The following is a 13,348-nucleotide window of genomic DNA, read 5'->3' on the forward strand; positions in this document are numbered from 1 at the left end:
ACTAAACCAGTTGCAGATTGAGGCCCAGCCCAATCATCAATAAAAGCAGCCCGCCCACAATGATGCGGTAAATACCGAACGCCCGAAAGCCATACTTCGCCACGAAGCCCACAAACAGCCGAATGGCCAGCAGCGCCACCACAAAGGCCACCACGTTGCCGAGCACCAGCAGTTGTACTTCCTGCCCCGAAAACAAGTTGCCTAGTTCAATGCCTTGGCTATGAGCTTCTTTGTAGTAGTCATACATATCCTTGGCCGCCGCCGCCGCCATAGTAGGCATGGCCAGGAAAAAGGCAAACTCCGCCGCCGCCTTGCGCGTCAGCTTCTGCGTGAGGCCGCCGATAATGGTAGCCGCCGAGCGGCTTACGCCCGGCACCACAGCTATGCACTGAAACAAGCCGATGATAAACGCCTCCTTGTAGCTCGGGTTCGTGACCGGGTGGCCGCCGTGCTGCGAGTCTTCCTGCGGAAATAGTTTATCGATGAATACCAGCACGATACCGCCCAGCAGCAGCATCACGGCCACCGTCGTCACCGATTCCAGCAGGGCGTCGATGTGCTTTTTTAGCAGCAGCCCCACCACCACAATGGGCATAAACGCCACCAGCAGCTTCAAATAAAAGTCAATGCTCTGAAAAAACCGCTTCCAGTACACCACCAGCACCGATAGGATGGCTCCGAGCTGAATCACCACTAAAAAGAGCTTCACAAAAGGGGTAGCCGCGATGCCCAGCAGCTTGGAGGCGATAATCATGTGGCCAGTGCTCGAAACGGGAAGAAATTCGGTGATTCCTTCCACAATCGCCAGCAGCAGCGCTTGCCAGTAAGTCATTCTTGGTATTTGTTAGTTATTGATTATTAGTCGTTTGTCATTGCGAGCATGTTGCGCATCAAGCAAGGACGAAGTGGAGCGCGGCCATCTTTCCTTGGTCGTTCACTTCACTAGGTTAGTAAGCCTAGCATGAAGGAAAGATGGTCGCGCTTCACTTCGCCCTTGCTTGATGCGCAACATGCTCGCAATGACAAACAGTATTAGCTCGGCCGCTTATAAGCCGGTTTGGCTGGGCGAGGGGGGGTAGGGGCCACCGGGGCCGCGGCTACCGGCGCAACCGGTGCCGCCACGGGCGCGGTGGTTACCACCGGCGCGGCCGCAGCGGGCACCAGCTCGCCGGGGTTGCTGCGCACCATAATGGCCGCAAACTCAATCAGAAAGCCCACAAACAGCAAAATCGGCCCCAGCGTGAGGCCCAGGAAGCCCTCACCGTAGTCGGCCTTGTCCAGCATCATGGTGATGAAGCCCACGGCCAGCACGGCCAGGCCCGCCCACATCAGGCGGTAGTTGCGGGGCCCAAAGGCAAAGCGGGGGGTAGGGGAGGTCGGTTGCATAAGTTTCAAAGGACAAAAAAGGACGCCAGATGAGCATGACGTTCTTCTTTGAGTACTGATTACTAGTAGAGTTCGTCGAGCGACACGTTTAAGTATTTATTAACTGCCCAATAGGAGCTGAAAAAGCCGATGGCTGTGCCCAGCCCCAGCACGCCCAGCAGCAGCAGGCCGATGAGGTGGTCGTCGCGTAGCAGGCGCAGTTGCGTGATTTCCAGATAAGCGTATTGCAGTAAACCCAGCAGCACCAGCGCGGCCAGAAAGCCGCTGGCCAGGCCTTGCCAGGTGGCGCGCCTGATGAACGGCTGCCGGATAAAGAACCGCGTTGCGCCTACCAGTTGCATGGACCGGATGAGTAGCCGCTGCGAAAACATGGCCAGCTTAATCGTATTGTTAATCAAAATGACCACCACCAGCACCAGCACCGCTGCAAAGCCCAGCAGCAGCAGGCTCACCCGCGCCAGGTTTTGGTTGATGCTGGCAAACAGGCTCTTGGGGTACTGCACCTCAAATACGCCGCGCTGCTGGCTCAGGCTGCGGCCCAGCAGGCGCAGGTGCATGGTGTCGGTGTACTCGGGCCGGATTTTGAGCGCGTAGGCGTCGCGCAGCGGGTTGTCGTCCAGGAAGTTGTGGAAATCCTCGCCGGTGCTTTCGAGCAGCTGGCGGGCGCCTTCCTCTTTGCTCACGAAGCGCACCTGGGCGCGGCCCTCGCGCTCGGCCACGTAGGGCTGGTGCTCCAGGTCCTGTTGCAGGCGCAGCAGCTCGGTTTCGGGCAGGTTGCGCTCCAGGTACACCTGCACCTCCAGGTTTTCGCGCACCGACTCGCCCAGCTTGTGAGCGTGCAGCAACAGCAGGCCAAACAGCCCAATGACCACCAGCGCCAGCGTCACGCTGAACACCACCAGCAGGGTAGGGTAGGAGCCAAGTTTCTTTTTGCGGGGCCGGGCCATAGAAGCGCAAAGGTAACCGCAGATTTAACGGATTTAACAGATTTCGCGGATACGCCCACTGCGTGGGCTGACTATGCGATAGTTCTCCTCTACGCTCGCCCACCTAGGCAGCCCACGCAGTGGGCGTATCCGCGAAATCTGTTAAATCTGCGGTCAAAGGGTCGTGCGCTTGTCCTCGTCTACCGTCAGCACTTCGCGGGCGCGCTCGGTATCGCGCTGGCGGCGGCTCGGTTTTTCGCGGTTGAAGAGCTCGCCGAGGTTGTTGAATTCCTTGGTGTGCAGCAGCGAGATACCGGCACGCGGCTGGTTCACGGTAGTCACGATGTTGTCGCGCGGGGTGGTTTCGTAGCGCAGCTTTGCCCGGAACTTGCCGTCGGGCCGCAGGAAATATTCGAGGCTGAAATCGCCAATCAACGACGACTGCGTATAGGGTAAGCCGGTGGCCGGGTTGATGGTCGAGGTATTGGCCGAATTGCTGATGCCGCCCTCGCGGGTGAGGCGCAGGCGGCCACCCAAAAACGAGTAGCTCAGGCGCACTTGCAGCGCCTGCAGCTGGTCGGCAGTGAGGCCGTTGATATTGAAGTCAATCTCCAGGTTCTGGTCAATCTGCGAAGTCAGCAAGCCGAGCTGTGACGAGATAATCTGCCCCAGGCTGTTCTGCACCGCGTTGCCTTGCCCCGTGAGCGAGACGCCGCTGAAATTACTGTTATTAGTCGGCGACAACGTGCGGAAAACCAGTAAGCTAAATACCTGCCGGTTCAGTTCTTGCTCGTCGTTGCGCAGCAGTGCGATAAAGGCCGCCAGGTCGTTTTGCAGCGAGCTGGGCGCGTCGTCAAACTCCAGCGCCAGCTTGATAACCGGCAGCAGCAGCGGGCCGGTCAGGTTCATAACGGCCGTCACGGGCACTACTGCGCCGCTCGTGCCCGAGCCGGTGGTCGACAAAATCGGGGCCAGCGAGGTGCGCTGAGTGTAAGTGGCCGTCACGTTCATCTGGCCGTCGAGCGGGTCGCCGTTCCAGGTAATGATGCCGCCCGGCCGTACCACAAACTCCTTGTTTACCAGCCCTTGCAGCGTGAAATTGTAGGCGCCGCGCACAATCTCGACCTGCCCGTACATGTTAAAATCGCCCCGCGTATCGATGTTCAAACGCAGCTGGCCGGTGGCGGCGCCCCGAATAACGTCGCCGGTGGCCTCATCCAGCAAAATCTCCAGGTAGGCGTCGGGCGTTACCGTCAGGTTCATATTCAGCCGAATGCCCGAAAGGTCTACCTTGTCCTGGGCCGATACTATCGCCGCCCGCCGCGCTTGGCGGCGCAGCACCGAGTCGAGCAGGTTGCGGTTTACAAACTTGATGTAGCTGGCCTGCTCGGCCTTGGCGGCGTTGTCGAGGGGTAGGGCCAGGCGGGTGCCGGCCTCGGAGGTGGCCTGCACGTCCACCACCAGGTCGTCGGCGGGGCCGCGCACGGTGGCCGTGCCGGTGGCGTAGGCCGTGCCGAAATACAAGTCATTGTCGCGCCGCGTGGTGTGCAGCACCTGAAACTTACGGAAGCTGGCGTTCATGCTCAGCACCATATTCTGAAAGCCCTGGTGCCGGATGAGGCCCGTCACGGTGCCCAGGTTGCCCTGCTGGTCGCGCAGCTGCACCTTGTTGAAGCTTATCGAAGTAGTAGTGAAGCTGATGCGGTCCGCAAACTTATAGGTCGTGCCCAAGTAGCCAAAGGTGAAGCGGCCATCCGTAACATCGACCGCGCCAGCTAGGGTAGGGCCGCTGAACATGCCGCCGAGCTGCAAGCTGCCGCGCCCCGTGCCGCCCAGGTTTTGCAGAATGCTGCCCAGGAAAGGCTGGGCCAGCACCACCGGCGCGTCGTTCAATTCGCCGGTCAGGTTGAGCTGCTGGGTGGCCGAGCCGGGCGCCAGGTAGCCCGTCACGGTCAGCACGCGCTGCTGCTGGCGGGCCACGTCGAGGTTCACCCGCAGCTGGCCGCTGGGGTTGTCCCAGTCGCCGCGTCCCGCCACCTGCCCAATGGGCGTGCCCTCGTACACGAGCGAATCGACGGCCAGCGTGCTATTGATAGCCAGCTGGTTATAGATGCCGCTCACGGCGGCCTGCATGTTCAGCCGTCCGCCCAGCCGCTGCCCGATAACGGAGGTCAGCGCCGATAAATCGAAGTTGGCCACATCGAGCTTGAGCGGCGGCCGGCGCGCATCGGGCGAGATGAACCCCTGCGCGCTAATGCGCTCATTCCCGTTGGTAAGCGTGAAATTCTGAATGTCAAACTCCTTACCCCCCCCGCTGATGCGCACCGAGTTGTCGGCCGCAATCGTGTACTCCTGGTCGAGCAGGTGCAGGCCGCTCTTGCGAAAAATGACTTGCACCGCGTTGGGCAAAAACTCCAGTGCCCCGTTAATGGTGGCGCGGTTAGTGGTGCCCGTTTGGGCCAGCGAGGTCGAGAAATTGATGCGCTGCTGGTCCCACACGCCTTCCACCACAAACTTCTCGGTGCGGCCCAGGCCCGGCACCAGCTGCTGTGCCGAGGTCACGCTGGCCTGCGCCAGCACTTCGGGCTGGTAGGGCAGCTTGGAGGTGGTGAAGTCAAACTCCGTCGCCACCGTGTGCACCGGCCCGTACCAGATGCTGTCAAACTTGCCCCCGAGCTGCAAAATCGACGTTTCGCCCTGCCGAAATGAGCCGTCGAGGTGGCTGCGGTCGGCCACTTGCAAGTCGGGCATAAACAGGTTCAGCACGGGGTTGATGTGCTTGAGATTGATATCCAGCTCAATAGCGTAGGTGGGCTGGCGTACCTGGCGCTTGCGCCGGTAGTAGTCGGCCGTGGCGGCGGCATCGCTCTCAAAGTTGAGCCGGTACTCGTGCCACAGTGTCTGCAAGTCGCGCGATACCGTGGCCACTTCAAACGCGCCGTTGGCCGCCACATCTACCATTTCCGAGCGCAGCGTGACTTCGCGCTGGCCGCGGCTGCTGCGGGTGCTGTGCACATCCAGCGTGTCGAGGTCGAGGCGCTGGCCGCGCAGCGCAAAGTGCGAGCCGCGTAGCTGCGCCGTGCCCAGCAGCGAATCGAGCTGGGTGCCGCGCAGGTTCACGCGGGCGGTGGTGCTCACGGTCAGCGGCACGCTCAGCAGGCCCAGCGTGCCCAGGTTGGCGTGCGCCACGTTGGCCAGCACGTCGATGTGCTGATGCTTGGGGTCGAGGTTAAAATCGCCGTTGGCGGTGAGGCGCACAGCCGGGTCATCGGCCGTTACCTGGCCCTTAAAGCCCTGCCCGGCAAAGTCGCCGTCTAGGCTCAGGTTGTGGTAGCGGTAGCCATTGAGCCAGATGGCGGGCACTGTTACCACGGCGTGGCCCTTGGCCACAGGCGGCACAAAGCCCGTGCCCCGCACTTTGCCACTCAGCGTCACATCGCGGATAAACGACTCATCCCCAACAAACTTACCAATGTTAAATGCTGTGCTGCGAATGGTGCCCTCGTACACGGCGTGATCAAAATCCGTCTTGGTCTTCAGGTTCACATCGGTCGCAACCGCGCCCAGCGCCGTGTCGAAGTTGGCCTTGCCCACAAAGTCGTTGTAGAAGCCCACAAACTGCCCGTCCAGCTTTATCAGGCCCAGCCGCTGCACCAGCTTGTTGGCCGAGGGGGGTAGGAAGCGGCGCAGGTCGGCGGCGTCGATTTGCGAGGGCCGGAGGCGCAGGTCAATTAGGCTTTCGCGCCAGCGGGGCAGGTTGTCGGCGTGGGCGCGGGTGGCCACGATGTGGGTGCGCCGGCCGTAGCGCACGTCCAGGTTCTTAAGCTGGAAGTCGCGCACGTAGCCCTTGGCATCGCCTGAGATGAAGATGGAGTCCTTCAGCGACGCCAAATCGGGGGCAAACTTGGCAATGTCGTCGGTGTAAAGCTTGGCCCCGCGCAGCTGCGCCACCACCCGCATCGAGTCATTAAAGTCCGAAAAATTGCCGAAGCGCTTGTACTCGAAGCGCACGTATTTGCGCAGCTCGCTGCGGCCCACGCGCAGGGTTAGTCCGCCAAAATCCCAGAAGTGCGCGTTGTACTGAATATCGGCCGTGAGCTCGCGTAGGTGCGTGTTCGACGGTACTTCCACGGCGCGCAGGTTGGCAATGCGGGCGCGCAGCGTGTCGGTTTTCCAGTTGAGAGCCGAGATGTCGGCATAAATGCTATCGACCCGCATGTGGGCATAGTCCACGGCGCGCCCATAGTGGGGCTGGCGCGGCTCATCGGGCCGCTCCAGGATAAACTGCCCGTTGCGAATAGCCACGTCGTGCAGCTGAAAGTCAAACGGCTTGGATGTCGTGGTCGTATCCGGCGGCCCGCTCAGGCGCTTGATGGCCGCCAGAAACTGGTCGAGCGTGGTCGAGTCGGGGCGCCCGGCCACGTCGCGCAGCGCAAAGTGCGGCTCGGTGAGCGTGAGCGTGCCCACGTGCAGGTGCCGTGGGTCAAACACCGAAAATAATTTGATATCCGCATCGGCCCTACCCACCCCAAACAGCTCGCCGCCGCGCCGGTCCAGCACCCGCACGCCCTCTAGCAGCACGTGCGAAAACGGCCGCACATCGACGCTACCAATAGTTACGGACTGGCCCAGCTTCTTGGTCAGCACGTCGGCAATCTCGTGTGCCACTCGCGTTTGTACGCTCGGCACGCGCAGCGCCAGCAGCGCCCCGCCCACTGCCAGCACCAGCAGCACGGCCAGCCCAAGCAAGATTCGGAGCAGAATACGGAGGACGCGACGCACGAAAAAAGGCGAAAGCAGGTTAAGAAAAACGCCCAGATGAGCCGGTACTAACGCAAAGGTGCAGCTTTTCGCGCGTACCAGTCGGCCCAACGTAGCCAGTGGCGCGCAGGTTCGCCCGACCTTTGCGGTTTCTACTGGGAAGTAACCGAGGCTGCCATACCCTATCTGTCATTGCGAGCCTGCGAAGCAATCACACCAGAACGAGTCGTTCGAACATCGTGCGGGTGCGATTGCTTCGCAGGCTCGCAATGACAAATGATTACTTGCTAATTGCTCACTGCTAATTGAAATGACTCTTCTCGCCATCGAATCGAGCTGCGACGACACCGGCGCGGCGGTGTTCCAAAACGGCCAGCTGCTGAGCAACGTGGTGGCCGGCCAGGCTGTGCACGAGCAATACGGGGGGGTAGTGCCCGAATTAGCTTCGCGGGCGCACCAGCAGCACTTGCTGCCCGTCGTCACGGCCGCGCTGCGCCAGGCGGGTATTACGAAGGACGACCTCGACGCCGTAGCCGTAACCCAGGGGCCGGGCCTGCTGGGCTCCTTATTAGTAGGAAACCTCTTTGCCAAGAGCCTGGCGCTGGCGCTGGGCAAGCCGCTGCTGGCCGTGAACCACATGCGGGCGCATATTCTGGCGCATTTCATCCGGGAGCCCAAGCCGGCGTTTCCGTTTCTGTGCCTCACCGTGAGCGGTGGCCACACGCAGCTGGTGGTGGTGCGCGGCGCGGCCGATATGGAAATTCTGGGCCAAACCATCGACGATGCGGCCGGTGAGGCGTTTGACAAAACGGCCAAGCTGCTCGGCCTGCCCTACCCCGGCGGCCCGCGCCTCGACAAGCTGGCCCAAACCGGCAACCCGCGCCGCTTCACGTTTCCCGAGGGCGCGCTGGAGGGCTACAACTTCTCCTTCAGCGGCCTGAAAACGTCGGTGCTCTATTTTCTGAAAAAGGAAACCGCCGCCTACCCCCCCTTTATTGAAGAAAACCTGGCCGACCTCTGCGCCAGCATCCAGCATACCATTGTGCAAACACTGCTGCGCCAGCTCAAGAAAGCGGTCCAAGCCACCGGCCTGCGGCAAGTGGCGCTGGCCGGGGGGGTAGCGGCCAACTCGGGCCTGCGCCAGGGCCTGCAAGCAATGGCCGAAACCGAAGGCTGGGAAGTATTTATTCCCGACTTCGAATTTTGTACCGATAATGCGGCGATGGTGGGCCAAGCGGCTATTTTTCAATACGAAGCCGGCGACTTTGCCAGCCAGCTCACCAGCCCCGACCCGCGCTTGAAACTAGCGTAGGGTAAGCTTGAGCTTGCCGCACTACCAAATAAGTAGCGTCAAAACGGCAAGCTAAAGCGTACCCTACACGCGCAATACCTTTACGCCTGCATCCGCACAATCCGTTAAATCCGTTAAATCTGCGGTATGAAAGACAAGACCCCCGCCAACGTCAGCATTAAAAACCGCCGCGCCAGCCACGAATACACGTTCCTGGCCAAGTACGACGCGGGTATGATGCTGCAAGGCACCGAGATAAAAAGCGTGCGCGCCTCCGAAGTCAACCTCCAGGATGGCTACTGCACCTTCGACCACAAGGGCGACCTATGGGTGCACAGCGTGCGCATAGCACCCTACACGCTAGGTACTTACAATAACCACGACGCCATGCGCGCCCGCAAGCTGCTGCTCAATAAGCGCGAGCTCAAGCAGCTGGCCGGCAAGATGGATACCGGCCTCACCATCATTCCGCTGCGTCTTTTCGTGACCGACCGCGGCTTCGCCAAGCTCGAAATCGCGCTGGCCCAGGGCAAAAAGCTCTTCGACAAGCGCGAAGACCTCAAGGCCAAAGACCAGAAACGAGAAATGGAGCGCTTTCGGTAAATGAGTAGGTGAGCAACTGAGTAAGTTTTCCCTTTGGGGTCCTGCTCATTTGCCGCCGCCTCTCATTTACTCATCTACTCATTTACTTACCTGCCTTTTGAACCACGGTATTTGCGCGCTTAGCGCCGTTCCGGTTCGCGCCGAGCCCACCGACCGCGCCGAGCTGGTCACCGAATTGCTGTTTGGCGAGTGCTACACGGTGCTGCAAACCCAGGGCAACTGGCTGCGCATCGAGGCCGCCGCTGACAACTATTTGGGTTGGATTGACTTCAAGCAGCATCGGCCCGTGAGCGACGCCTACTTCGCCGCCTGGCGCGGCCAGGACCACCCGCGCGTGCTCGACGTGGTGCAGGTAGTATCCAGTGCCGACCGCCGGCAACCCATCACGCTGGGCTGCCGCCTACCCTTCTTCGACGGCATGACGCTGCAGCTGGGCGACGATAACCCGTTGTTTTTCAACGGCACGGCTACCAACCTAGCGCAGTCGTGCCTGCCCGAGCGCCAGCTAGTGCTACTGCGCAAGATGGGCCAGCAGTTCCTAAAAGCGCCCTACGTGTGGGGGGGTAAGAATATTTTCGGCATCGACTGCTCAGGGCTGATGCAGACGCTGTTTGGCCTCATCGGCGTGCAGCTGCCGCGCGATGCTAAGCAGCAGATTACGCTGGGCGAGCCCGTCGATTTTGTGACCCAGGCCCAGCTCGGCGACCTGGCTTTTTTCGATAATGCCGACGGCGCCATCGTGCACGTGGGCATGGTCTTCGACGATGGTGTCATTCTGCACGCCTCGGGCGAGGTGCGCCTCGACCCGCTCGACCACCACGGCATCTTCAACCGCGACCGCCAGAAATACGGCCACAAGCTGCGCCTAATCAAGCGCTTGCTGTAGCGCGAACTCTCCAGTTCGTGCGCGAGTGCAGCAAGGCAGACGGCACCGCGCACGATGATGCTCGCTGCGCTCGCGCACGAACTGGAAAGTTCGCGCTACTTACCATTGAATCGGCTGCTCGCCATGTTTCTGCAACCACCCATTGGCCTGGCTGAAGGGCTTGGAGCCGAAAAAGCCGCGGTCGGCGGAGTAGGGCGAGGGGTGGGCGGCCTTCAAAACCAGGTGTTTACCAGCGTCAATCAGCTCTTCTTTTTTCTGAGCATAGGCACCCCACAGAATAAAAACCACATGCGGCCGGCCCGCCGACACCTTGCGAATTACTTCGTCCGTAAATTCTTCCCAGCCTTTTTTCTGGTGTGAGGCGGGGGTAGCGGCCCGCACGGTGAGGGTAGCATTTAGCAGCAAAACGCCCTGCTGAGCCCAGCGGTCGAGGTTGCCGTTGGCGGGCGCGGGCGTGCCGGGCAGGTCGTCTTGCAGCTCCTTAAAAATATTTTGCAGCGACGGCGGGGTGCGCACGCCCTCATTCACCGAAAAAGCCAAGCCGTGGGCCTGATTTTTGCCGTGGTAGGGGTCTTGCCCCAGGATAACCACCTTTACCTCGTCAAATGGGCACGCGTCGAAGGCATGAAAGATTTGCGAGCCCAGCGGGTACACGGTGGTAGTGGCATATTCGCCCCGCACCCAGGCCGTGAGCTTTTGAAAATAGGGTTTTTCAAATTCGGCGGCGAGTACCGGCCGCCAGCTTTCGGCAATTTTGACCATGAGAGAGAAAAGTAGGAAAAGGAAAAAAGCAGCTAACAACTAAACCAGGAGGCCTCGCGTTGAGTCTTCAAAACCAAACTTGTGGGGCCACTGTTGCCCCGAGAGCGTAATTTCGCCGGCCGCCGCTATGCCAACTACCACTACGCAGGGCGTAACCGTTACGGTTACGACTAATTACTTGCCCGACTACTCCAGCCCCGCTCAGGAGCACTTTGTGTTTGCCTATCGTATTGATATTCGAAACGATAGCGAATTCACTATTAAGCTCTTGCGGCGGCACTGGTACATTTCCGATGTAAATACCGGTATGCGCGAAGTGGAGGGCGAGGGCGTGGTAGGCCGCCAGCCCGTGCTGGAACCCGGCGAGGGCCACCAATACGTGAGCGGCTGCAACCTGAAATCGGGGGTAGGGAAGATGCGCGGTACCTACCTCATGGAGCGCGTGGCCAACGGCGAGCAGTTTCGGGTCAACATCCCGGAGTTTACGTTGATGGTGCCGTTCCGGATGAATTAAGGCAGAAATGCGGCACTGAAATCGTCTGTCATTGCGAGCCTGCGAAGCAATCGCACCAGAACGAATTGTTTGGATTATCGTGCAGGTGCGCTTGCTTCGCAGGCTCGCAATGACAGACGATTAAAAATTTGTACCAACTACTCGCTTATCTCCGCCACTGGCTGCTGCGCTCGGGCAATGCCCACGGGCTGCACTCGCCTTTCGTGTTTGGGCTGTATACCACCGTTATCCGCCACGACGGCGAGTTTCGCGCCTACCCCCTCGTAGAAAAGCGACGCCAGGAGCTGCTGGCCAGCGACCAAGTGCTGGACGTGACGGACTTCGGGGCCGGCTCGCAGGTGGCCGGAGCTGGCGGGCGCCGCCGGGCCGTGCGCGACATTGCCCGCCACGCGGCTAAGTCACCGCGGCTGGCACAGCTGCTGTTTCGGCTGGTCAACCACTTTCAGCCCGCTACCATCCTGGAGCTGGGCACCTCGCTGGGCCTCACCACGGCCTACCTGGCCCTGGCCGATTCGCGCAGCCAGGTGCTCACCTTTGAGGGCTGCCCCAACACGGCGGCCGTGGCCCGCCAAACGTTTGAGCAGCTGAAAATCACGAACGTGCAGCTGGTCGAAGGCAACCTCGATGCCACGCTGCCCGCTACCCTGGCCGATTTAGACAAGCCGCTCGATTTCGTGTTCTTCGATGGCAACCACCGCTACGAGCCCACGCTGCGCTATTTCGAAGCGTGCCTGGCTAAGGCGCACGAACACAGTGTATTCGTGCTGGATGATATCCACTGGTCGGCCGAGATGGAGCAGGCCTGGGCGGCCATTAAGGCGCACTCAGCCGTGACCATCACAGTCGATTTATTCTACGTCGGCTTGGTGTTTTTTCGGAAGAAGCAGCCTCGGCAGGACTTCTGGCTTCGGTATTGAACGTAGCCACCTTTGGCGCTAATTTCGTTTTTCATCCTCACTTGCCTTCTTTCATGCCCACCGCCGACCAGCGCCTCGACCAATTAGAACCTGTCATCAGCGAGATGCTCGCTCGCTTGGACGAAACCGCTGCGAAAGTGGAGCGGGTATCAGCCCAAGTGCGCCAACTCACGCTCACAGTTACAAACTCAATAACTGCTCAAAGCGATAATATTGAGTTTTCGCTCAATAAAACGGTTCAACTGGAACAAGGCCAGAATGAGTTGCGCCAGGAAATGAACCAGCGGTTCGAGCAAATGGACCAAGGGTTCGAACAAGTGAACCAGCGGTTTGAACAAGTGAATCAGCGGTTCGACCAGCTTTTCGATTACTTAAAAGAGAAGCTGAAATAAACTGCCAGCCTTAGGCATTCAGTCCGTGCGGGTCAATATCGCCGGTGGGGCGCACGGCTTCGCGCACGCGGGTGAGGCGCTGCAGGAGGGCTTCGAGCTGGTCGAGGGGTAGCATGTTGGCACCGTCGGAGAGGGCGGTGGCGGGGGTAGGGTGCGTTTCAATGAAGAGGCCGTCGGCGCCCACGGCGATGGCGGCCTTGGCGATGGTTTCGATGAGGGCGGGCTGGCCGCCAGTGACGCCGCTGGCCTGGTTGGGCTGCTGCAAGGAATGCGTCACGTCCATCACCACGGGCACGCCAAAGCTGCGCATGGTGGGCAGGTTGCGGAAATCCACCACCAGGTCGCTGTAGCCAAAGGAGTTGCCGCGGTCAGTGAGGATGACGTTGGGGTTGCCAGCGCCTTGCACTTTGTCCATGGCCCAGCGCATGGCCTCACCGTTCAGGAACTGGCCTTTCTTGATATTCACCACTTTGCCGGTTTTGGCGGCGGCTACCAGTAGCTCGGTTTGGCGGCAGAGGAAGGCCGGAATTTGCAGCACGTCCACGTACTCAGCGGCCAGCGCGGCCTCGTCCGACTCGTGAATGTCGGTGACGGTGGGCACCCCGATTTCGCGCCCCACTTTTTGCAGGATGCGCAGCGCCGTTTCGTCGCCGATGCCCGTGAATGAGTCGAGCCGCGAGCGGTTGGCCTTACGGTACGAGCCCTTGAAGATGTAAGGAATCTGGAGCTTATCGGTGATGTGCTTGATGCGCTCGGCAATGCGCAGGGCCATGTCTTCACCCTCGATAACGCAGGGCCCGGCCATTAGAAAAAACTGGCCGGAGTTGGTGTTGCGGAAGTGGGGTAGGGCCTGGGCCAGAGAAGTGAGCATGGGAAGGAAAATGTAGCATAAGCGTTAGCTTGTGCTTGG

At 60.3% G+C, this 13,348-nt stretch carries 12 protein-coding genes; 6 read left to right on the forward strand and 6 right to left on the reverse strand.

Annotated features, from left to right (window positions below; translation table 11 throughout):
• Position 1 precedes the first annotated feature (1 nt).
• The 4 genes from E4631_RS01200 to E4631_RS01215 form a co-directional block, all read right to left on the reverse strand.
• A complete protein-coding gene (locus E4631_RS01200; RefSeq protein WP_133658274.1) occupies positions 2-832 on the reverse strand; it encodes an undecaprenyl-diphosphate phosphatase in 831 nt (276 codons plus the stop codon).
• A gap of 200 nt (positions 833-1,032) precedes the next feature.
• Positions 1,033-1,386, reverse strand: coding sequence for a DUF3098 domain-containing protein (locus tag E4631_RS26200; RefSeq protein WP_205704184.1), 354 nt, complete (start codon positions 1,384-1,386; stop codon positions 1,033-1,035).
• 62 nt (positions 1,387-1,448) lie between these two features.
• Positions 1,449-2,333: an ABC transporter permease gene (locus tag E4631_RS01210; protein WP_133658275.1), complete on the reverse strand. Its 885-nt coding sequence runs from the start codon at positions 2,331-2,333 to the stop codon at positions 1,449-1,451.
• Positions 2,334-2,486: 153 nt separating this feature from the next.
• Entirely contained in the window at positions 2,487-7,094 is a 4,608-nt protein-coding gene (locus tag E4631_RS01215) for a translocation/assembly module TamB domain-containing protein (protein ID WP_133658276.1), read from the reverse strand.
• Between the two features lie 289 nt (positions 7,095-7,383).
• On the opposite strand from E4631_RS01215, the gene tsaD reads away from it, so the two are divergent.
• The 3 genes from tsaD (at position 7,384) to E4631_RS01230 (ending at position 9,853) form a co-directional block, all read left to right on the forward strand.
• Positions 7,384-8,385, forward strand: coding sequence for a tRNA (adenosine(37)-N6)-threonylcarbamoyltransferase complex transferase subunit TsaD (gene tsaD, locus E4631_RS01220; RefSeq protein ID WP_133658277.1), 1,002 nt, complete (start codon positions 7,384-7,386; stop codon positions 8,383-8,385).
• A gap of 126 nt (positions 8,386-8,511) precedes the next feature.
• A complete protein-coding gene (gene smpB, locus E4631_RS01225) occupies positions 8,512-8,967 on the forward strand; it encodes an SsrA-binding protein SmpB (RefSeq protein WP_133658278.1) in 456 nt (151 codons plus the stop codon).
• A gap of 97 nt (positions 8,968-9,064) precedes the next feature.
• Positions 9,065-9,853, forward strand: a complete 789-nt coding sequence (locus tag E4631_RS01230) for a C40 family peptidase (RefSeq protein WP_240734586.1) — start codon at positions 9,065-9,067, stop codon at positions 9,851-9,853.
• A gap of 99 nt (positions 9,854-9,952) precedes the next feature.
• On the opposite strand, the gene E4631_RS01235 is transcribed toward E4631_RS01230, so the two are convergent.
• Positions 9,953-10,615, reverse strand: a complete 663-nt coding sequence (locus E4631_RS01235; RefSeq protein ID WP_133658279.1) for a uracil-DNA glycosylase — start codon at positions 10,613-10,615, stop codon at positions 9,953-9,955.
• Between the two features lie 127 nt (positions 10,616-10,742).
• On the opposite strand from E4631_RS01235, the gene apaG reads away from it, so the two are divergent.
• The 3 genes from apaG to E4631_RS01250 all read left to right on the forward strand — a co-directional run bounded on the left by apaG (position 10,743) and on the right by E4631_RS01250 (position 12,438).
• Entirely contained in the window at positions 10,743-11,129 is a 387-nt protein-coding gene (gene apaG / locus E4631_RS01240; RefSeq protein WP_133658280.1) for a Co2+/Mg2+ efflux protein ApaG, read from the forward strand.
• A gap of 128 nt (positions 11,130-11,257) precedes the next feature.
• Complete coding sequence (locus E4631_RS01245; RefSeq protein ID WP_133658281.1) at positions 11,258-12,046, forward strand: O-methyltransferase; 789 nt, start codon at positions 11,258-11,260, stop codon at positions 12,044-12,046.
• Positions 12,047-12,099: 53 nt separating this feature from the next.
• Positions 12,100-12,438: a hypothetical protein gene (locus tag E4631_RS01250; RefSeq protein ID WP_133658282.1), complete on the forward strand. Its 339-nt coding sequence runs from the start codon at positions 12,100-12,102 to the stop codon at positions 12,436-12,438.
• Between the two features lie 10 nt (positions 12,439-12,448).
• Here the strand turns inward: E4631_RS01250 and kdsA are convergent, their stop codons facing one another.
• Positions 12,449-13,309 (reverse strand): 3-deoxy-8-phosphooctulonate synthase, encoded by an 861-nt coding sequence (gene kdsA / locus E4631_RS01255; RefSeq protein ID WP_133658283.1) that lies wholly within the window; start codon positions 13,307-13,309, stop codon positions 12,449-12,451.
• Positions 13,310-13,348: the final 39 nt, after the last annotated feature.

Source organism: Hymenobacter sp. UV11 (genome assembly GCF_004684095.1).
GTDB lineage: Bacteria > Bacteroidota > Bacteroidia > Cytophagales > Hymenobacteraceae > Hymenobacter.